Genomic DNA, 20,654 nt, shown 5'->3' with positions numbered 1-20,654 from the left:
CCGCGTCCGCGGGGATGACGGAGGGTGAGCTTGAACCTGAATCAGATGCGATGGGGGCGCTAAATGAGATCAGGCCTTAGCCTCGTCGGCCTCAGCCTTTTCCTCTTCCCGTTCCGACCGCCGCTCCAGCGCAGTCTTGATCATCGCGGTCATCGGATCCGCCAGCGCCAGCCCCAAAATCCCGAACAGCGCGCTCGCAACGATCTGCGCGCCCAGCGTCAGCGCCGGCGGCAGGTCTACTGTGCGCTTGGCCACCATCGGCACGATCACATACCCGTCGATCGTCTGCACCACGAGGTACGTCCCGATCGCCCAATACCCCGTATCGACGCCCGCGCTGAACCCGACCGCGACCATCAGCACGCCGGTCACGATCGCGCCGACGTTCGGAATGAACGCCAGGATGCCTGCGATGATGCCGAGCAGCATCGCCATCGGCACGCCGCCGATCGCCAGCGCGATGCCGCTCGCGACACCCTCGACCGCCATGCCGAGCAACCGCCCGGCCAGCAGCTTGCGCAACGTCTCGCCCATCTTGACCAGCGTCCTGGCGAACTCGGGCCGCAGATCGACCGGCACTATCCACTGGAGCCCGCGCGAATACGTCCCCGGATCCATCGCGATGAACAGCCCGAGAATCAGGATCATGAACATGCTGGTCAGCGCCCCGATCGCGGTGCCGACCCACGACGTCACGCGCCCGACCGAGCCGAGCGCCTGCTTGACGATCCCGTTGACGTCCGACGCGCCCGGCATCAGCCCCTGCGACGTCAGATAGCCCGTGAACCGATTGGCCTGCGATTCCAGCGTCGACCGCAACTGTGTCACCTGCTCGGTGACCTGAACGCCGGTCAAGATGAACGTGCCCACCAGGAACGCGAACGTCAGCAGCACGACGATCAGCAACCGCCAGCCACGCCCGATCGGCAGCACCCGCCCGAGCAGCCGCACGCCACCATCGAGCAAGGCTGCAAATACGACGCCGGCAAAGATGATCAGCAACGGCTGGACCAGCACGATCAACAGCGCGATCACGCAGGCGAGCCCGAGCCAGATCATCGCGCGCTTCAATTCCTTGCGCAGGAACGGATCGCGCATCTCGACCGGGCTGAGTTCGTCGACGGTCTCGGTATCGACCATGTCAGTTCACCTTGGCGGGGTGGAGCGAAGTACCGGCACGATCCGACCGCAGCGAACTCCACCAGCTCAGTGGATTGAACGTCGCATCGCCGTCCAGACTGAAGGTGATGAACTCCGCACGACCGCCAAGATTTTCATACGGCACTGGTCCGCCAAGACCGAGCTGGCTCAGCGCGAACCGGCTGTCGGCCGAGCGATCGCGGTTGTCGCCCATCAGGAAAACGTGGTTCGCGGGGATCGTAACTTCCGCGAAATTGTCGCCCTGGCTGTCCGATTCGAGATCGATCGTCTCGTAGCGGCGACCGTTGGGCAGCGTCTCGGTATAGGTCGGCAGGCGGCACATCTCGCGCCCGTCGGGCAGCGTCTCGCGGGCACCAGGGTAGTCGATCTCGCTGCACGGGCTGTTGGTGTCGACCGGGATCAGCGTGTCGTGCAAGGGGCCACGCTTCACCGCGACGCCGTTCAGGAACACGATCCCGCCGCGCACGGCCAGCTTGTCGCCCGGCAATCCAATGACGCGCTTGATATAGTCGTTATGCGTGCCCGGCGGCGTCACGATCACCACGTCGCCACGCGTCGGCAGCGATCCGAACAGACGGCCATGGATAAACGGCAGCGACACGCTCCAGCTGTCCTCCTGCTGACGCAGCACGACGCCTTTGAAGATCGCGACCGGGTTCGGGATCGTCGGCGACACGAACGACCAGCCGTATGCGAACTTGGTCACCACCAGCCGGTCGCCGATGCGGAGGCCCGGCAGCATCGACTCGCTGGGGATATAGAAGGGCTTGGCGATGAAGCTGTGGAAGCCGAGAACCACCAGGATCAGCCAGAAGATGCCCTTCACCTCGCCCCACCAGTCGGTGCCGCGGCGGCGGGTCGTTTCGGGGGTAGTGGTGGCCGAAAGCGCGGGATCGACCGCAGTGGTCTGCGCGAGGGGCTTTTCCTGGAACTCGTTGCCGTCCAACGCCGCGTCCTTCATCGATTCGTATCCGCAGATATCAGAGGTATAGCTTCGATGATTACGAAGGCCTGCGCCCACGGATGATCATCGGTCATCGTCAAATGCACGCGCGCGGCGTGGCCTTCCGGGGTCAACGCGTCAAGCCTCGCTTTGGCGCCCCCGGTCAGTGCCAGCGTTGGCGCGCCGCTGGGCGCGTTAACCACGCCGATATCACGCATGAACACGCCCGCGCGAAACCCGGTCCCCACAGCCTTGGAAAACGCCTCCTTGGCAGCAAACCGCTTCGCCAGCGTCCCGGCCTTGGTGAACGGCCGCCGCGCCGCCTTAGCCCGCTCGACATCGGTAAATACCCGCTGCTCGAACCGCTCCCCGAACCGCTCGACCGACGCGGCGATCCGCTCGATATTACACAGGTCGGACCCGAGCCCGATAATCATCGCGACGCCTGGAGTCGGAAGACAAAATCAGATTTGCACGCAGAGGCGCCGAGGCGCGGAGAGTATGAGGGCCGCAAGAGCGGCAAGATCGAGTTAGCAAGCGAGAGAATCCAGCCACGGGATAGCCCCCTCTTCTGCTCCGCGCCTCTGCGCCTCTGCGCGAACAAAACTCCCTTACTACCGCGCCGCATCCATAGCCTCACGCATCAGCCGAACCGCTTCGCCAAGCCCGACGAACAGCGCCTCGCCAACGAGAAAATGCCCGATGTTCAGTTCCCGAACCTGCCGGATAGCCGCGATCGGCGCGACATTGTCATAGGTCAGCCCATGCCCCGCATGCACCTCGATGCCGTTCTTCGCCGCCAGCGCCGCCGCATCGGTCAGCCGTCGCAGTTCCGTCGTCCGCGCCTCACCCGACAGTTCAGCGTACAGCCCGGTATGCAGCTCGACCACCGGCACCTTGAGCCGCACCGCTGCCTCGATCTGGCGCGCGTCGGGCTCGACGAACAGCGACACGCGGATACCCGCCCCCGCCAGTGCTTCGACCAGCCGCGCCATCCGATCGTAATGCCCGGCGACGTCGAGCCCGCCCTCAGTGGTCAGTTCCTCGCGCTTTTCCGGCACGATGCACGCCGCGTGCGGCTTGTGGCGCAGCGCGATGCCGAGCATCTCGTCGGTCGCCGCCATCTCCAGGTTGAGCGGGATCGTCAGCTCCGCCGACAACCGCGCGATGTCGTCGTCGGTGATGTGCCGGCGATCCTCGCGCAGATGCGCGGTGATCCCGTCCGCCCCCGCCGCCGCTGCGACCAAAGCCGCGCGCACCGGATCGGGATACCCCGCCCCGCGCGCATTCCGCACCGTCGCGACGTGATCGATGTTCACCCCAAGGCGCAGGTGCTCGCTGCCAAGGGAGCTCATGCCGCTGCCCGACTTCCAGGCTTGATCGCCGGGATCGTCGCCAGTTCGCGCGGCAACGCATCCGCCGGATAGGTCGGCACGTCGAGCCGGATCAGCGGGAAGAACGGCACGCCCAGATCCGCCGTCCCGTTCGAGCGATCGACCAGAGCCGCCGCCGCGACCGTCACGCCGCCCGCGCGCCCGATCGCCGCGATCGCCTCGCGCGACGACAGCCCAGTGGTGACGACGTCCTCCATCATCAGCACGCGCTGGCCGGGCGCGAGTCGGAACCCACGACGCAGTTCGAACACACCGTCAGGCCGCTCGAGGAATACCGCCTCGACCCCAAGCGCACGGCCCATCTCGTGGCCGGCAATCACGCCGCCCATCGCCGGCGACACCACGATATCGATCTGCGCACGCAACTCCGACGGCAGTGACGCCACCAGCGCCTCCGACAACCGTGCACCCCGCGCCGGATCCATCAGCACCCGCGCGCATTGCAGGTAGCGCGAACTACGCAGGCCCGAGGACAGGATGAAATGCCCTTCGAGCAGCGCTTCGGCAGCGCGGAATTCGGCGAGCACGTCGTCTTCGGTCATCGCGGGTCATCGCTCCAAATGGTCTGTCCGCACTGATACGAGCGCACGAAACCACGTGCAACGAGAACCGGCGGTTCACTCTCATCGGGCTTTCCATGGCGCCCCGCCCCTCCTCCGTCATCCTGACGAAAGTCAGGACCCAGGATCACGAACGCCGTCCCCAGTGGCGCTGGGTCCCGACTTTCGTCAGGATGACGGGGGGGTTAGTACGGGCACCGGAAGGATCCATGCCAGACAAGACTTGAGGCAAGCCCCCCCGCTGGGTATAGCTCTTCCCAAATCATAAGCAGACATCCGCGCGTCCGTGATATCGGGTTCGCTATAAACCGGGGTCAAGAATAACGATGCGCAAGATGGGGATGAGAGGATTTGCGATGGCAGCGGGGCTCGCACTGGCGAGTCTCGGTGGTGTCGCCGGGCATGCGGCCCAGCCAACAGCGACGGCAGCGCCAACACCACAGGCCGCTGCGGCGCCGGGTGGCGTGTCGAACACCGCGCCGACCACGGCAGCCGCGACGCCGACCGCCAACCCGTCCAGCCCCGAGCTCGCGATGGACGGTGCGCCCGCGATGACGGTCAAGCCGATGATCGGCCAGCCCACGGACGGCCTGTTCGGCCTCCAGCCTCAGGTCACCAAGAACGGCCAGTTCGCGCACTGGATGCACAATTCGATCCTGGTGCCGACGATCACGATCATCTCGCTGTTCGTCCTCGCGCTGCTGTTCTGGGTCTCGTTCCGCTATCGCAAGGCGCGCAATCCGGTCGCGTCGAAGACCAGCCACAACACTTTCATCGAGATCATCTGGACGCTCGCGCCGGTCGTGATCCTCGTCCTGATCGCGGTCCCCTCAATCGGTCTGCTGCAAGCCCAGTTCAAGCCGGCGCCCTCCGGTGCCGTGACGCTGAAGGCGATCGGCAACCAATGGTACTGGACCTACCAGTATCCGGACAATGGCGGGTTCGAGATCACGGCCAACATGCTGAAGGAAAAGGCTGACGTTGCCGCCGGCGAACGCCCGCGGACCGATGCCGACGGCCCCAAGCTGCTCGCCACCGACAACCGCATCGTCCTCCCGGTTGGCGTGCCGATCCGTCTGATCACGACGTCGAACGACGTGATCCACAGCTGGGCCGTCCCGGCGTTCTGGATCAAGCTGGATGCGATCCCCGGTCGCCTGAACGAGACCAGCTTCACGATCGAGAAGCCCGGCCTGTATTTCGGCCAGTGCTCGGAGCTCTGCGGCGCGCGCCACGGCTATATGCCGATCGCGGTCGAGGCGGTTCCGCCCGCCGAATACGCGGCATGGGTCCGCGCCAAGGGTGGCACGATGCCGACCCCCGGCAAGGCATCCGACAAGGTCATTCCGCAGCCCGGCGCCGACGGCTCCGCGGCGAAGGTCGAGGAGGCCGCGGAAATCGCCAACGCCACCGGCCCTGTGGAAAACGTAACCACCGCCGCCCCCGCCACGACGCAGGGCGCGACCTCAAACCCGGCCGGCGCCGGCAACGCGGGACAGTAAGATGACCGACACCGCTCTCACCCCGTCGGCCTTCGTGTCCCACGAAGCGCACGACCATCACCACGATACCGATCATAAGCCGGGCTTCTTCGCGCGTTGGTTCATGTCGACCAACCACAAGGACATCGGCACGCTGTACCTGATCTTCGCGATCGTCGCGGGGATCATCGGCGGCTCGGTCTCGGGTCTCATGCGCGCCGAGCTCGCGCATCCCGGCATCCAGTATCTGCAGGGCTGGGCGTCGATGCTCCACGGCGGTCCCGCCAGCCTCGACGAATCGCTCCATCTCTGGAACGTGTTGATCACCGCCCACGGCCTGATCATGGTGTTCTTCATGGTCATGCCGGCGATGGTCGGTGGCTTCGGCAACTGGTTCGTGCCAATCATGATCGGTGCGCCGGACATGGCGTTCCCGCGCATGAACAACGTGTCGTTCTGGCTGCTGATCCCCGCCTTCACGCTGCTGCTGGCCTCGCCGTTCTTCGGTGGCGCGGGTAACGGCTGGACGCTCTACGCCCCGCTCTCGACGTACGGCGAGCCCGGGCCGTCGACCGACATGGCGATCCTCGCGCTGCATCTCGCAGGCGCATCCTCGATCCTCGGCGCGATCAACTTCATCACGACGATCTTCAACATGCGCGCGCCGGGCATGACGCTGCACAAGATGCCGCTGTTCGTGTGGTCGATGCTCGTCACCGCGTTCCTGCTGCTGCTGGCGTTGCCGGTGCTCGCCGCGGCGATCACGATGCTGCTGACCGATCGCAACTTCGGCACGACGTTTTTCGATCCGGCCGGCGGCGGCGATCCCGTCCTGTACCAGCATCTGTTCTGGTTCTTCGGCCATCCCGAAGTCTACATCATGATCCTGCCGGGCTTCGGCATCGTCAGCCAGATCATCTCGACGTTCAGCCGCAAGCCCGTCTTCGGCTATCTCGGCATGGCCTATGCAATGGTCGCGATCGGCGTGGTCGGGTTCGTCGTGTGGGCGCACCACATGTTCACCACCGGCCTCAGCGTAAACACCAAGATGTACTTCACCGCCGCGACGATGGTCATCGCGGTGCCGACCGGCATCAAGATCTTCTCGTGGATCGCGACGATGTGGGGCGGCTCGCTCACCTTCAAGACGCCGATGGTATGGTCGATCGGCTTCATCTTCATGTTCACCGTCGGCGGTGTCACCGGCGTCGTGCTCGCCAACGGCGGCATCGACGACTACATGCAGGACACCTACTACGTGGTGGCGCATTTCCATTACGTGCTGTCGCTGGGTGCCGTGTTCTCGCTGTTCGCCGGGTTCTATTACTGGTTCCCGAAGATGACGGGGAAAATGTACAACGAGTTCCTCGGCCAACTGCACTTCTGGGTGTTCTTCGTCGGCGTGAACGTGATGTTCTTCCCGATGCACTTCCTGGGCCTCCAGGGCATGCCGCGCCGCATCCCGGACTACACGCCGCAGTACGAGCATTGGAACACGGTCGCGTCGGTCGGCTACATGATCATGGCCGCGGGCATGGTGGTGTTCTTCGTCAACCTGATCTGGTCGCTGGCGGCCGGCAAGGAGGCGGGCGACAACCCCTGGGGCGACGGCGCGACGACGCTCGAATGGACGATCTCCTCGCCACCGCCGTACCACCAGTTCGAGACGCTGCCGAAGATCGACTGAGGCGGACAAGGGCCATCGGGCCCCCGCGCGGCCGGCGCGGCACCGCCGCGTCCGACGCCACGGGATTTACTCCCGTGGCGAGGCCAGCCAAGAGAGAAGACGCCTCGGGGAAACCCGGGGCGTTTTTCGTTGAACAGCCGTCCCGGCCCCACGATGTTTCCCCGCGAAGGCGGGGACCCAGACTGGGCTCCTGCCTTCGCGGGAGAACAAGGAGGCAGGAGCTACCTACATTATCCCTTACCCACGCCATCCCACGTACGCGATCCCCACGCTCGCCACCTTCCACGCCCACTCCGCCTACCCCTGTCACCCCAGCGAAAGCTGGGATCTCACCCTCTGACTCCACGCGCTGACCAAACGGAAGACCCCAGCTTTCGCTGGGGTGACGGGAGGAGGACGGGCGACGGGAATGAACAAGGTCGCGGAAGAGGGCTGATGCAACAAGAAGCGTCTGGGACGATGCGAAGGCATTAGCCCAACGCAACCTCACGTCCCCATTCACCATTCTAAAGGACAATTGCGCTAATCCCGCCCCATGCCGCGCGCGCCAACCCCAGTCCGTCCCGACGCATGCACCGACATGCCGCGCGCGACCTTCGCCCTTCTAGCCGCGCTCGCTGCATTCGCGTTCACGATCATCGTCCCCACCGCGCTACGCGACGGCGACACCGGTTGGCACCTCGCGACCGGCGCCTGGATCGTCGCTCACGCCCGCGCCCCGACCACCGACCCCTTCTCGTTCACCGCCACCGGCCGACCCTGGGTCGCGCACGAATGGCTATCCGAACTGGCGATGTACGCGTCCTACCGCGCCGCCGGCTGGAGCGGCCTGATCGTCCTGATCGGTACGGCGATGGCAGCATTGTTCGCGCTCGTCGCCTGCGAGGTCCGCCGCTGGCTGAGCCCGCGCGCCAGCGGCGTCGCGCTGCTGATGCTCGTCGCTGGGGTGCTCCCGTCGTTGCTGGCACGCCCGCACGTCCTCGCGCTGCCTTTGCTCGCCGGATGGACGATCGTCCTGCTGCACGCCCGCGAGCGCGATAGGCCACCACCGTTCGGCTTCGCGCTGCCCATGCTGGTCTGGGCAAACGCGCATGGCAGCTTCGTCTTCGGCCTCGCGCTCGTCGGCGTGTTCGCGTTGGAAGCGCTGATCACCGCCGCCCCGTCCGACCGCCGCCGTGTCGTGCTGGGCTGGGGAGCATTCGGCGCAGCGTGCGCCATCGCCGCCACCGCGACCCCCGCCGGTTTCGACGGCCTGATCTTCCCCTTCTACGTCGACCGGCTGAAACTGCTCGCGCATCTCAACGAATGGCGCCCCGCCGATTTCGCGACCTTCTCCGGGTTCGAGGCGATCCTGCTGGCCACGCTCGCCATCCTGCTCCTGCGCCCCGCGCGCATTCCTCCGGTCCGCTTGATGCTCTTGCTTGGCGTCCTGCACCTCGCCCTGCAACACACCCGCCAGGAAATAGTCCTGGTCGTCGTCGGCATACTGATCCTGGCCAAACCGCTCGGTAAAGCCTGGACCACGAAAACCCCATTCGCGACAATGCCCCTCCGCGAGAGCCGATCGATCGGCATCGTCGCTCTGCTGCTTGCGATCGGCCTCGCAAGCTACCGGATCGCCGTTCCCGTGATACGCGCCGACAGCGCCGGTATCCCCGCCACCGCACTCCGCGATCTGCCGCCGCCTCTCCGCCATCAGCGCGTCTTCAACGAATACAGCTTTGGCGGGTCGCTGATCCTCGCGGGCATCCGGCCGTATATCGACGGCCGCTCCGACATGTACGGCGATCCGTTCACGCTCGACTATTTCCGGATCGCTGCGGGCGACGCTGCCCGCTGGCACGCAGCGAACGCACGATGGCATTTCGGCTGGACGATCCTCCCGCCCCGCTCGCCGCTGGTCGCGGTGCTGGATCGCGATCCCGCATGGCGCCGGGTGTATGTCGACGCCACCGCCGTCGTCCATCAGGCCGTACCCGCGCATCGGTCCCGCCGATGAGCCGCCACGACGCGAAGGCTTTCCGACGCGCACCGCAACGCGTATAGCGTACCCGAACCATGACTCCCGCCACTCCCCTCCTGCCACCGGCGCATTGGCGCGACTTCCTAGCGCTCACCAAGCCGCGCGTGATGACTCTCGTCGTCTTCACCGGGCTTTGCGGCATGCTCGCCGCCCCCGTGGGCGTGCACCCGGTGATCGGCTTCACCGCGATCCTCTGCATCGCGCTCGGCGCGGGCGCGGCGGGGGCGCTCAACCAATGGTATGAGTCGGACATCGACGCGGTCATGCGCCGTACGCAGAAGCGCCCGCTGCCCGATGGCCGCATGGACCGTCAGGCAGCACTCCATTTTGGCGTCGGGCTCGGCGCGTTCTCGGTGCTGTTCATGGGCGTTGCGGTGAACATCGTTGCAGCGGCGATCCTGACCGTATCGATCCTGTTCTACGTCCTCGTCTACACCGTCTGGCTCAAGCGCCGCACGCCGCAGAACATCGTCATTGGTGGTGCCGCCGGCGCGTTCCCGCCGTTGATCGGCTGGGCCGCGGCGACCGGTGACATCGCGCTGTTGCCCGTCCTGCTGTTCCTATTCGTGTTCCTGTGGACGCCGCCGCATTTCTGGGCGCTCGCGCTGTTCATGAAGAGCGATTACGCCGCGGCGGGCGTGCCGATGCTCCCGGTCGTGTCGGGCGAGCGCACCACGCGGACGCAGATCGGGCTCTACACGATCCCGATGGCGGCGGTCGCTATCCTACCCTGGCCGCTCGGGCTGACGGGTGGGATCTACGGCATCGCGGCCGTCCTGCTGACCGGTTTGTTCGCATTGCTTGCCGTTCGCGTCGCGAAGCGCACCACGCATGCCGACGATGCGATGAAACCGGAGAAGGCCTTGTTCAAATACTCGATCGTGTATCTGTTCGTGATGTTCGGCGCGCTGGTCGTCGACCGGTGGTTCGCATGAGCCTGCCCGATCCAGACCTGATCCGCAGCCGCCAACGCGGTCGCGCCCGCGTCATGGCGTTGCTCCTCGGTGCGTTCGTCATCCTCGTCTTCGCCATCTCGATCGCCAAGATCCGCGCAGGCATGCCGCACTGATGGCTGGCTGGAAGGCGATGTCTCGCACCAACCATACCGCGGCGCTCGCGGTGCTTTTCATCTGTTTCATGACCGGGCTCGCCTGGGCCAGCGTGCCGCTCTACCGGCTGTTCTGCGCGGCGACCGGGCTCAACGGCACTACCAACCGCGGGCTCGCAGCACCCGGCGCGGTCGATCACAAGATCACCGTGGACTTCGACACCAACGTCAGTCCCAAGCTGCCGTGGAAGTTCGTGCCAGAGAATCGCTCCGACACGATCGACGTTGGCGCGCGCGACATGGCGTTCTTCACCGCCACCAACACCTCGAACAAGCCGCTCACCGGCACCGCGACGTTCAACGTCCAGCCAGCACAGGCCGGCAAGTATTTCACCAAGATCCAGTGCTTCTGCTTCACGCAGCAGACGCTCAAGCCCGGCGAGACAGCGCGGATGCCGGTGATCTTCTTTGTCGATCCGAAAATCCTCACGGATCCGGATGCCGCCGATATCCAGACGATCACGCTCAGCTATACGTTTTACCCGGTGGATTCTGCGAAGACGGCAAGCTAGAACCCACGCCAAAGAAAATAGGGGAGTACCGATGGCCGGCGCCAAGAACCATGATTACCATATCCTGCCGCCGAGCATCTGGCCGCTGGTCGGATCGTTTTCGGCGCTGATCATGGCGGTCGGCGGCATCATGTGGATGCACGGCGGCCATATCGACAAGCCCAACGGCGGTGGCTGGATCTTCTTCATTGGCCTGACCGGGCTGCTCTTCACCTTCTACAGCTGGTGGGCGCAGGTCATCAAGGAAGCGCATGCGGGCGATCACACCCCCGTCGTGCAGCTCCATTTCCGCTACGGCATGATCCTGTTCATCGCTTCCGAAGTGATGTTCTTCGTCGGCTGGTTCTGGGCGTTCTTCGACTTCTCGCTGTTCCCGACCGCGATGACCTATGCCGACGGCACCGTCACGCGCGCCGTCGAAGGCGGCGCGGCGATCGTCGCGCAGTGGCCTCCCAAGGGCCTGACGGTCATCAACCCGTTCGAACTGCCGCTACTCAACACGCTGATCCTGCTGACGTCGGGCACCACGGTGACGTGGGCGCATCACGCGCTGATCCACAACCAGCGTGGCGGCGAGAAGACCGGGCTCTGGGGCATGATTGGCGTGGGCAACCGCGACGGCGTGCTCAAGGGCCTGTGGCTTACCGTGATTCTCGGCGCACTGTTCAGCTCGATCCAGGCGTATGAATACGTCCATGCGCCGTTCCCGTTCAAGGGCATCAACTACGGCGCGTCGTTCTTCATGGCGACCGGCTTCCACGGTTTCCACGTGCTGATCGGCACGATCTTCCTGATCGTCTGCCTGGTCCGCGCCTATCGCGGCGACTTCACCCCCCGCCAGCATTTCGGCTTCGAAGCGGCGGCGTGGTACTGGCATTTCGTCGACGTCGTATGGCTGTTCCTGTTCGTCACCGTCTACGTCTGGGGCGGCTGGGGCGCCCCCGTCCACGGCGGTTGAGCGACTACCAGCTCATCTTTGGCCGCCACTCCGGCGGCTATCACCCCGGCGAAGGCCGGGGCCCAATTGGCAGAGCTGCAGTAACGAAGCGCTGTCCGCAGTTAGCGGCGTCCCCCGATTGGGCCCCGGCCTTCGCCGGGGTGGTGGCGGTTTTGGATGCGGAACGGACGCGAACCAACCGTCGCTCCCTTACCGTGCCATCCCGCGAAAGTGGGAGCCCAGTCTGGGTCCCCCCTTTGCGGGGAGACAAGGATGGGGAGCGCTGACCGCATGACCGAAGATCCATACCCGCTCGCCAACGCCCCCACGATCGCCCAAGTAGCACTGCAAGGCCTGTGCCCCCGCTGCGGCAAGCCCACCCTCTTCGCGAAATGGTCCAACTTCGCCGATCGCTGCCCGAACTGCGGGCTCGACTTCAGCAAGTTCAACGTCGGCGATGGCCCTGCCGCCTTCCTGACGCTGATCCTTGGCGCGCTCGTCGTGGCCCTCGCGATCACGTTGGAACTCAAGGCCCACCCGCCACTCTGGCTGCACATGCTGATCTGGATTCCCTTTACCGCTGGCGGAGTCGTCCTCTCGCTCCGAGCAGCCAAGGGCGCGCTCATGTCCGCCGAATACCGCAACGCAGCCCGCGAAGGCCGAATCGACCCGTGACCCGCACCGCACGACGCATACCCGTCATCCCGACCATCCTCGTAACGCTCGCGATAGCGGCGATGATCGGCCTGGGACTATGGCAACTCCTCGACCGCCTCCCGAAAAAGGAGGCGTTCCTCGCCCAGCTCGCCGCCAACCCCGCCAAGCCAACGATGGCCTTCCCGCGCATCCCCAATGAAACGCTGCTCTTCCGCCGCGCCTCGGGCCTCTGCCTCCAGCCGACCGAGATCAAGCTCGCCGGCGCCGGCAAGTCCGGCTTCCGCGCGATCGCCCAGTGCCGCACCGGCGCGGAAGGCCCCGGCATGATCGTCCAGCTCGGCACGACGCGCGATCCGATGGCCAAGATCGCCTGGGCCGGCGGCGAAGTATCCGGCTACATCAGCCACGCGCCCGACGGCCGTTCGCTGATCGGATCGCTGTTCGATCATACCCCGCAACGCCTGATGCTTGTCGCGGACACTCCGCAGGCCGGCCTCAACCCCAACGGCAAGCCCGACATCGCGTCGGTCCCGAACAACCACCTTGCCTATGCCGGCCAATGGTTCTTCTTCGCCGCCATCGCCGCGATCATTTACACGCTCGCGCTCCGCCGCCGCCCTCGCTAGCCGTTCTCCTGCAAACGCAGGAGCCCAGGGTCCCGCGCGCATCTCTACGTAACCCTGGATTCCTGCGTTCGCAGGAAAACGGACAACGCCCGCAGCTTGTCGCCTCCCCGCCCATTCGCTAACCGCTTGGCCATGCGTTACATCAGCACCCGCGGCTCGGCGCCGATCCTCGATTTCGAAGCGGCGACGCTCGCCGGTCTCGCCTCCGATGGCGGGCTGTACCTCCCCGAGGCATGGCCGACGATGACCCGCGACGAGATCGCCGCACTCGCGGGCCTGTCGTACGTCGACACCGCGGTCGCCGTAATGGCCCCGTTCGTCGGCGACGCGATGACGCGCGACGAACTGAAGGCGCTCTGCGAACAGGCGTACGGCCGCTTCTCGCACGCAGCAGTCGTCCCACTCGTGCAGCTCGACCACGACCAGTGGCTGCTCGAGCTCTTCCACGGCCCGACGCTCGCGTTCAAGGACGTCGCGCTCCAGCTGCTGGGGCTGTTCTTTGAACGCTTCCTCGCCGGCACCGACAAGCGCCTGACGATCGTCGGCGCGACCAGCGGCGACACCGGTTCGGCCGCGATCGACGCGGTCGCGGGGCGCGAGGGGATCGACATCTTCATGCTCCACCCGGTCGGCCGCATCTCCGACGTGCAGCGCCGCCAGATGACCACGGTGCTCAGCCCCAACGTCTATAACATCGCGATCGAGGGCAGCTTCGACGACGCCCAGGCATTGGTGAAGGTGATGTTCAACGATCGCGCCTTCTCGACCAAGTTCGCGCTGTCGGCGGTCAACTCGATCAACTGGGCCCGACTGATGGCGCAGGTGGTGTACTTCTTCTACGCCGCGGTCCGCCTCGGCGCGCCCGATCGCGAAGTCGCGTTCGCGGTCCCGACCGGCAATTTCGGCGACGTGTTCGCGGGCTATGTCGCGGCGAAGATGGGGCTGCCGGTCGCCAAGCTGGTGGTCGCGACCAACGTCAACGACATCCTCCACCGCGCGCTCAGCACCGGCGATTATTCGAAGGGCGGCGTCCAGCAGACCCCGACCCCGTCGATGGACATCCAGGTGAGCTCGAACTTCGAACGCCTGTTGTTCGACCTCGGCGACCGCGACGGCGCAGCGCTGGCCGCACAAATGGCCGGCTTCGAATCATCGGGTGCGATGCGTCTCACCAATGCCCAATCGCAAGGTGCCTCCGCGCTGTTCCAGAGCGAGCGGATCGACCTCGACGACATGACGCTGGCGATGCGCTGGGCGCACGAGCATGCGGGGCAAGTGATCGACCCGCACACCGCGATCGGCCTCGCCGCTGCGCTCCGCACCGAAGTCCCGGCGGGCGTTCCCATCGTGACGCTCGCCACCGCGCACCCCGCCAAGTTCGGCGACGCGGTCGAGCGCGCCACCGGCGTCCGCCCCTCACTGCCCACCCGCGTCGGCGACCTGTTCGACCGCGAGGAGCGCTACGCTACCCTCCCAGCAACGTTCGAGGCGATCACCGCCTACATCACCGAGCGCGCGAAGCCGTCGGCATGAAGCTGCACACCCTCATCGGCGAACCCTGGGCGGATTACGGCCTGATCGACTCCGGCCACGGCAAGAAGCTCGAACGCTATGGCCGCTTCCGCTTCATCCGCCCCGAGCCGCAGGCGATGTGGGCGCCCGCCTCGACCGACTGGCAAGCGCAGGGCGAATTCGTCCCCGGCTCGGACGAAGACGGCGGCGGTCGCTGGGAATTTTCGGAGCCCGTGCCGCGCGAAGGCTGGACGCTCAAGTGGAACGAGGTGTCATACACCGCGCAGACGACCCCGTTCCGCCACCTCGGCTTCTTTCCCGACATGGCGCCGGTGTGGAGCTGGATGCGCGAGCGCGTCGCCGGAGTCGACTCGCCCGAATGCATGAACCTGTTCGGCTACACCGGCGTCGGCACGCTGGCGATGGCCACCAAGGGCGTCCGCATGGTGCACGTCGACGCGTCGAAGAAGTCGGTCGAGGCGGCCAAGGCCAACGCGAAACTGTCGGGGATGGCCGACGCGCCGATCCGCTGGATGACCGACGACGCGGCGAAGTTCGTCGCGCGCGAGGTTCGGCGCGGGCGGCGGTATGATGGAATCCTCCTCGATCCGCCGAAATATGGGCGTGGGCCGGAAGGCGAGGTCTGGCGGCTTGAGGACGATCTCCCCAAGCTGATCGCCGACTGCCGGAAGCTGCTCGACGAGAACTCGCGGTTCCTGTTCCTGACGGTCTACGCGGTCCGCATGTCCGCGATGGCGATCGGGGAGTTGCTGAACCAGGTGTTCGCGGACTTGCCCGGCAAGGTCGAAGTCGGCGAACTCGGCGTCCGCGAAGAAGCGCGCGGGGTAACGCTCCCCACCGCAATTTGGGCCCGCTGGAGCCGCTGAACTCGGCCAGCTAGCACCACCCCGGCGAAGGCCGGGCCCAATTGGAAAGGTTGGAGTAACGAAGGCCAGCCCTCCGTTGGCTACGTCCCCTAATTGGGCCCGGGCCTTCGCCAGGGCGGTGGTTAATTCAAGGGACGGGACAAACACGGCAACTCCCCTACCGTTCGTGCCGAGAGACCGAGTAGCCCGCTTGGGCGTATCGAAGGCTCGTATCGAGGTACAGGTTCGACGCGCCGACCTGTCCTTCGATACGCCGTCTCGATACGCTCCTTGCGGAGCTACTCGACAGCTACTCAGGACGAACGGCAGTTACCGGGCTACCCTGGAATCTGCTGCGAGATGCAGTGGAAGCTCCCGCCCCCCGTCAGGATATGATCCGCGCGTTGCCCGACAACCTCGCGATCCGGGAACAAGGCCTGGATCGCGACGACCGCCGCCGCATCATTCTCCGCCCCATACAACGGCACCACCACCGCGGCATTGCCGATGTAGAAGTTCATATAGCTCGCCGGCACGACCTCCTCGTCGCGCAGCACGCGGCCCGGCGACGGGATCGTCACGATCTCAAGCCCGGCCGCCTCGGCGTCGCGCGCCGCGTTCTGATACACCTGCCAGTTCGGATCATTGTCGGTCGCCTTCGGGATCGCCACGCGCCCCTCGCCGACGAACCGCGCGAGATTGTCGACATGGCCGTCGGTGTGATCGTTGACCAAGCCGTCGCCCAGCCACACCACGCGGGTATAGCCGAGGTCCGACGCCAGCCGCGCCTCGATCTCCGCCTTGGTCAGCGACGGATTGCGGTTGCGGTTGAGCAGGCACTGCTGCGTCGTCACCACCGTCCCGGTACCATCGCCATCGATCGCGCCACCTTCGAGCACCCAATCGCAAGTCTCCACGCGCTTGTTCCGGCTCTCCGCCAGCCGCTGACCGATCGTGTCGTCGCCGGGCAGGTCGTACTTCCCGCCCCAGCCATTGAACCGGAAGTCCCGCGCGCTGCCATCGCCGACGATGATCGGGGCGGTATCACGCAGCCAGATATCGCCGAACGGCTCGACCACCACCTGCGCGAATGGCGCGAGCCGCTTTGCGGTGGTTGCCGAGCCGACGTCCGCCGCGACCAAGATCACCGTCTCGCCCCTGCCTCCGGCGTGGACCGCCTTGGCAAACGCAACGACCTCATCCCGCGCAGGCTCCAGATCCTCCAGCCACAGGTCCGCATGGCTCGGAAAGCCGATCCAGACGGCCTTGTGGTGCGCCCATTCGGCGGGTGTCGAGACAGTCGTGGTCACTTACTTGGCTCCTGCGCGATCGCGGTCACGGATGCCGCGGAATTCGGCGGTCTTATACCAGTTCGGCCACAGACTGGTATCGTCCGCGAGCTTGCGCCCGAGCCCGTAATAGATCGTCAGGTCCTCGACCGCGCCCGACCAGTCCCACTTGGCGTCATATTCGTCCGCCGGCTTGTGATACCGGTGCGCGACATAATCCTCGCGCGCCGCATGCCCCGCTGCGGTGCCGCCAACGACAAGGTCCTCGCCGCTGCCGCCATCGAGCATCGGCACGCCCAGCTTCGCAAAACTGAAGTGATCCGACCGGTAATAGCCGCCGCGCTCAGGATTCGCCTCGACGCCGATCACACGGCCCTCGGCGGCGACGAACGGCTTCACCAGATCCTCGATCTCGGACTTCCCCGCGCCGGTCAGCACGAAGTCCTTCGCCCGCCCATCGACGTTCAGCACGTCCATGTTCACCCCGCCGACGGTCCGAGCGAGCGGATAGATCGGATGCTCGGCATAATAGCGCGAGCCGAGCAGCCCGGACTCTTCCGCCGTCACCGCTAGGAACGCGATCGAGCGCTTGGCAGGCCCGGCCTTCACCTGAGCCTCGGCCAACGTCACCAGCCCGGCGACCCCGCTCGCATTGTCCGCAGCGCCGTTACAGATGTCGTCGCCATCGACCGCATCGCAACGCCCGAGATGATCCCAATGCGCCGAATACATCACGTAATCATTCGGGGCGGCAGTACCGGGCAGCACGCCGATCACGTTCTTCGACGCCTGCCGCTTGATCGTGTTATCGAACCCACCCGCGAACTTCAGCCCGAGCGGCACCGCCTTGAACCCCTTCACCTTCGCCGCCGCCGCCAGCGTGGCGTAATCCTTGCCCGCGCTCGCGAACACGCGCTCGGCGGCCGGCTTCTGCATCCAGCCGACGATCTGCGACTGATCGAGATGATCGCCCTTCTCGTCCAACTCGAGCTGCGGCCCGGTCCAGGACGACTGCACCACCGCCCACGGATATGCCGCCGGCTCGGTATCGTGGACGATGATCGCCGCCGCCGCGCCGTGCTTGGCCGCGTTCTCGAACTTGTATGGCCAGCGCCCGTACCACGTCATCGCACGGCCCTCGAACGGCCCCTCGCGCGACATCGTCTGCCAGTCGGCGTCGTTGATGAGGATGACCACGGTCTTCCCCTTCACGTCGGTGCCGGCATAATCGTCCCAGCCCTTTTCAGGCGCGGTGATGCCGTAGCCGACGAACACAACGTCGCTGTTCGCCACCGATACCTTCGGCACGACGCGGTAGGTGCCCGCGACCATGTCGGTGCGGAAGTTCAGGCTGACGGGGGTCTTGCCACCAGAGAACACATACGGTTGCACGTTGCCCGCGGTGATCTGGACCATCGGCACGTCCTGCGTCCACGATCCCTTGTTGCCGGGCTTCAGTCCCGCCGCCTTCATCCGCTCGACGATATACGCGACCGTCTTCGTCTCCGCAGGCGTAGTCGGCGCACGGCCTTCGTACGCGTCCGACGACAACACCTGCGTCACGGTCTTCAACGTCTCGACCGAGATGGCGGGAGTCTGCGCCGACGCGGCGGTTCCCAACAGCAACAGTGGCAGGATTACAGCGCGCATGGTCGTCTCCCGAACAGTGGCGCGTGTTCTGGCAGCGCACCCGGGGGCACGCAAGCATCGCCGAGCTTGTCGCTTCGCCGGATATTGATAGGTTGCTGCCCAGGGATTTCAGGGGAGACAACGATGCGGTTGAAATGGGGACTGCGCGCGAGCGCGGCGGTATGGGCAATTATGGTGGTCCTACCGGTGCAGGCAGCGACGGAACCTGTCGGCCCGGTCGCGGCAATGTTCGGCGCACGCGAAATTCAGCAACTGAGCCTATCGCCCGACGGCACCCACATCGCGGTCATCTCTCCGACCACTGGACGCGGCGCCGTCCTGCGGATCGTCGACATGGCCGATGGCGAGGTCGGCAAGGCTATCCTGTGGTCGTCCGGCGATCCCGAAAACCTCCGGGATTGCCGCTGGTCGAGTAACACCCGGCTGGTCTGCCGTATCGCCACCACGTCGCAAACCGGGGTCGGGCTGCTTGCCTTCAGCCGCGTGCTCGCGATCGACAGTAGCGGCGGCAACATGAAGATACTGAGCGCGCGCACCAACGACCGCTCGCTCGGCATCATGCAGGATGGCGGCACCATCATAGACTGGACGGCCGATGGCGGGACAGGTGCGGTATTGATGACGCGCACGTTCGTCCCCGAGAACACACTGGGGACGCGGCTTGCAAGCAGCGCGGATGGCCTCGGCGTCGAGCGGATCGATACCGTCACGCTCGCGCGCCGCACGATCGAGCCAGCGCGGGCCGGCGGCGCTGAATATATTAGCGATGGCCACGGTACCGTCCGGATCGTCGGTACACGCGACAGATCCGGCTCCGGGTACGACCGCGGCAAGATCACCTATTCATACCGCAAGCCGGGTGAACGCAACTGGCTGCCGCTCAGCCAGGTCGTCGACCAGGCGAGCGGCAGCGATGCCGGCTTCGATCCCTATGCGGTCGACCCCGCCTTGAACGTCGCGTACGGCTTCGACGACAAGGATGGCCGCCAAGCGCTGTACAGTATCGCGCTCGATGGCAGCCTCAAGCGCAATCTCGTACTTGCGCGGCCCGATGTCGATGTCGACCAGCTGATCCGGATCGGCCGACAGAGGCGTGTCGTCGGCGCGTCCTATGCCACCGATCGCCGCGAGGCGGAGTTCTTCGACCCTGCGCTGAACAAGCTTGCCGCCTCGATCCGCAAGGCGCTGCCTGGCCATCCGCTGATCACCTTCGTCGATGCGAGCGCGGACGAAACCAAGCTGTTGCTGTTCGCCGGCAGCGACGTCGATCCCGGCCGCTATTATCTGCTCGACCGGACCACAAAGGCGATGAGCGAGGTCGCCCCCGCACGGCAGGCGATCGAGAACACCAAACTCGCCAGCGTGAAGTCGATCAGCTTCCGCGCTGCCGATGGAACGATGATACCCGGCTATCTCACCTTGCCCGCCGGGAGCGACGGCCCAGGCGGCACGGCCAAAGGCCTTCCCGCGATCGTGATACCGCATGGCGGCCCGGGTGCCCGCGACGAATGGGGCTTTGACTGGCTTTCACAGTTCTTCGCCGCACGGGGATTTGCAGTGCTGCAGCCCAATTTTCGCGGCTCGACCGGCTATGGTTCGGCGTGGTTCCAGAAAAACGGTTTCCAGTCGTGGCGGACGGCAGTCGGCGACGTCGACGACGCCGGCCGCTGGCTGGTATCGCAGGGAATCGCCGCCCCCGAGAAGCTCGCGATCGTCGGCTGGTCCTATGGGGGCTATGCCGCGTTGCAATCGTCGGTACTCGATCCCGGCCTGTTCAGGGCAATCGTCGGCATCGCGCCCGTCACCGATCTCGACGCGTTGCGTGAGGAATCACGTGGCTTCACCAATTTCATACAGGTCGATGCGTTCATCGGCCACGGCCCGCATATCCAGGCCGGATCCCCGGCGCGCAATGCAGTCAAGATCAAGGTCCCGGTACTGCTGTTCCACGGCGATCAGGACCGCAATGTCGGGATCGGCGAATCGCGGCTGATGACGTCCAAGCTGAAAGGCGCGGGTGGCAGGGTCGAACTTGTCGAGTTCAAAGGGCTGGATCACCAGCTCGACGACGACGTCGCGCGCACCGCGATGCTGTCCAAGACGGATGCGTTCCTCAGGGCGTCGCTGGGGATGTAGGGCAACGAAAAAGGGCGGCCCCAGCGGGACCGCCCTTGTTCCAAACCGCGCCGTGGCAAAGCCACGTGGCCGGACGGTGCCTGAGCACCACCGGCCGGTCTCGCTATACTCG

At 65.7% G+C, this 20,654-nt stretch carries 19 protein-coding genes; 12 read left to right on the top strand and 7 right to left on the bottom strand.

Going from position 1 to position 20,654, the window contains the following annotated elements; all coding sequences use genetic code 11:
* Positions 1-69: 69 nt before the first annotated feature.
* The 5 genes from O6W96_RS11905 to pyrE form a co-directional block, all read right to left on the bottom strand.
* Entirely contained in the window at positions 70-1,140 is a 1,071-nt protein-coding gene (locus tag O6W96_RS11905) for an AI-2E family transporter (RefSeq protein ID WP_353469742.1), read from the bottom strand.
* A 1-nt stretch (position 1,141) separates the two neighbouring features.
* The gene (gene lepB / locus O6W96_RS11900) at positions 1,142-2,122 is read right to left on the bottom strand and encodes a signal peptidase I (protein WP_353469741.1); all 981 of its coding nucleotides are present in this window, start codon (positions 2,120-2,122) and stop codon (positions 1,142-1,144) included.
* Positions 2,119-2,541 carry a holo-ACP synthase gene (acpS, locus tag O6W96_RS11895; protein ID WP_353469740.1) on the bottom strand — a complete coding sequence of 141 codons (423 nt, stop codon included), beginning with the start codon at positions 2,539-2,541 and terminating at the stop codon, positions 2,119-2,121. The genes lepB and acpS overlap by 4 nt, the downstream gene beginning before the upstream one ends.
* Before the next feature lie 177 nt (positions 2,542-2,718).
* Positions 2,719-3,459 (bottom strand): pyridoxine 5'-phosphate synthase, encoded by a 741-nt coding sequence (locus O6W96_RS11890; protein ID WP_353469739.1) that lies wholly within the window; start codon positions 3,457-3,459, stop codon positions 2,719-2,721.
* Entirely contained in the window at positions 3,456-4,040 is a 585-nt protein-coding gene (gene pyrE, locus O6W96_RS11885; RefSeq protein WP_353469738.1) for an orotate phosphoribosyltransferase, read from the bottom strand. The genes O6W96_RS11890 and pyrE overlap by 4 nt, the downstream gene beginning before the upstream one ends.
* 374 nt (positions 4,041-4,414) lie before the next feature.
* Here pyrE and coxB point away from each other — a divergent pair, with 374 nt between their 5' ends.
* The 11 genes from coxB to O6W96_RS11830 all read left to right on the top strand — a co-directional run bounded on the left by coxB (position 4,415) and on the right by O6W96_RS11830 (position 15,488).
* Positions 4,415-5,560, top strand: a complete 1,146-nt coding sequence (gene coxB, locus O6W96_RS11880) for a cytochrome c oxidase subunit II (protein ID WP_353469737.1) — start codon at positions 4,415-4,417, stop codon at positions 5,558-5,560.
* Position 5,561: 1 nt separating this feature from the next.
* The gene (gene ctaD / locus O6W96_RS11875; protein ID WP_353469736.1) at positions 5,562-7,226 is read left to right on the top strand and encodes a cytochrome c oxidase subunit I; all 1,665 of its coding nucleotides are present in this window, start codon (positions 5,562-5,564) and stop codon (positions 7,224-7,226) included.
* A 535-nt stretch (positions 7,227-7,761) separates the two neighbouring features.
* Positions 7,762-9,225 (top strand): hypothetical protein, encoded by a 1,464-nt coding sequence (locus O6W96_RS11870; RefSeq protein WP_353469735.1) that lies wholly within the window; start codon positions 7,762-7,764, stop codon positions 9,223-9,225.
* A 59-nt stretch (positions 9,226-9,284) separates the two neighbouring features.
* Positions 9,285-10,184 carry a heme o synthase gene (locus O6W96_RS11865; protein WP_353469734.1) on the top strand — a complete coding sequence of 300 codons (900 nt, stop codon included), beginning with the start codon at positions 9,285-9,287 and terminating at the stop codon, positions 10,182-10,184.
* Entirely contained in the window at positions 10,181-10,318 is a 138-nt protein-coding gene (locus O6W96_RS11860; protein ID WP_165886435.1) for a hypothetical protein, read from the top strand. The genes O6W96_RS11865 and O6W96_RS11860 overlap by 4 nt, the downstream gene beginning before the upstream one ends.
* Positions 10,318-10,869 (top strand): cytochrome c oxidase assembly protein, encoded by a 552-nt coding sequence (locus tag O6W96_RS11855; protein ID WP_353469733.1) that lies wholly within the window; start codon positions 10,318-10,320, stop codon positions 10,867-10,869. The genes O6W96_RS11860 and O6W96_RS11855 overlap by 1 nt, the downstream gene beginning before the upstream one ends.
* A 31-nt stretch (positions 10,870-10,900) precedes the next feature.
* Positions 10,901-11,827, top strand: coding sequence for a cytochrome c oxidase subunit 3 (locus O6W96_RS11850; RefSeq protein WP_353469732.1), 927 nt, complete (start codon positions 10,901-10,903; stop codon positions 11,825-11,827).
* A 270-nt stretch (positions 11,828-12,097) separates the two neighbouring features.
* Positions 12,098-12,481, top strand: coding sequence for a DUF983 domain-containing protein (locus O6W96_RS11845; RefSeq protein WP_353469731.1), 384 nt, complete (start codon positions 12,098-12,100; stop codon positions 12,479-12,481).
* A complete protein-coding gene (locus O6W96_RS11840; protein WP_353469730.1) occupies positions 12,478-13,089 on the top strand; it encodes an SURF1 family cytochrome oxidase biogenesis protein in 612 nt (203 codons plus the stop codon). Before O6W96_RS11845 ends, O6W96_RS11840 begins: the two co-directional genes overlap by 4 nt.
* Before the next feature lie 132 nt (positions 13,090-13,221).
* Positions 13,222-14,622 (top strand): threonine synthase, encoded by a 1,401-nt coding sequence (gene thrC, locus O6W96_RS11835; RefSeq protein ID WP_353469729.1) that lies wholly within the window; start codon positions 13,222-13,224, stop codon positions 14,620-14,622.
* Positions 14,619-15,488 carry a class I SAM-dependent methyltransferase gene (locus O6W96_RS11830; RefSeq protein ID WP_353469728.1) on the top strand — a complete coding sequence of 290 codons (870 nt, stop codon included), beginning with the start codon at positions 14,619-14,621 and terminating at the stop codon, positions 15,486-15,488. Before thrC ends, O6W96_RS11830 begins: the two co-directional genes overlap by 4 nt.
* Positions 15,489-15,805: 317 nt before the next feature.
* Here O6W96_RS11830 and O6W96_RS11825 read toward each other — a convergent pair whose 3' ends face one another.
* Both O6W96_RS11825 and O6W96_RS11820 read right to left on the bottom strand, forming a co-directional pair.
* Positions 15,806-16,777 carry an agmatine deiminase family protein gene (locus O6W96_RS11825; protein ID WP_353469727.1) on the bottom strand — a complete coding sequence of 324 codons (972 nt, stop codon included), beginning with the start codon at positions 16,775-16,777 and terminating at the stop codon, positions 15,806-15,808.
* On the bottom strand, positions 16,778-18,406 hold the full coding sequence (locus O6W96_RS11820; protein WP_353469726.1) for a M28 family peptidase: 1,629 nt from the start codon (positions 18,404-18,406) through the stop codon (positions 16,778-16,780).
* 123 nt (positions 18,407-18,529) lie between these two features.
* Between O6W96_RS11820 and O6W96_RS11815 the strand changes: the two genes are divergently transcribed.
* Entirely contained in the window at positions 18,530-20,542 is a 2,013-nt protein-coding gene (locus tag O6W96_RS11815) for an alpha/beta hydrolase family protein (protein WP_353469725.1), read from the top strand.
* Positions 20,543-20,654 lie beyond the last annotated feature (112 nt).

Origin of the sequence: Sphingomonas faeni (assembly GCF_040407495.1) — a bacterium.
GTDB lineage: Bacteria > Pseudomonadota > Alphaproteobacteria > Sphingomonadales > Sphingomonadaceae > Sphingomonas > Sphingomonas faeni_D.
The sequence above is the reverse complement of the archived record's forward strand: the minus strand, read 5'-3'. Positions and strand labels throughout refer to the sequence as shown.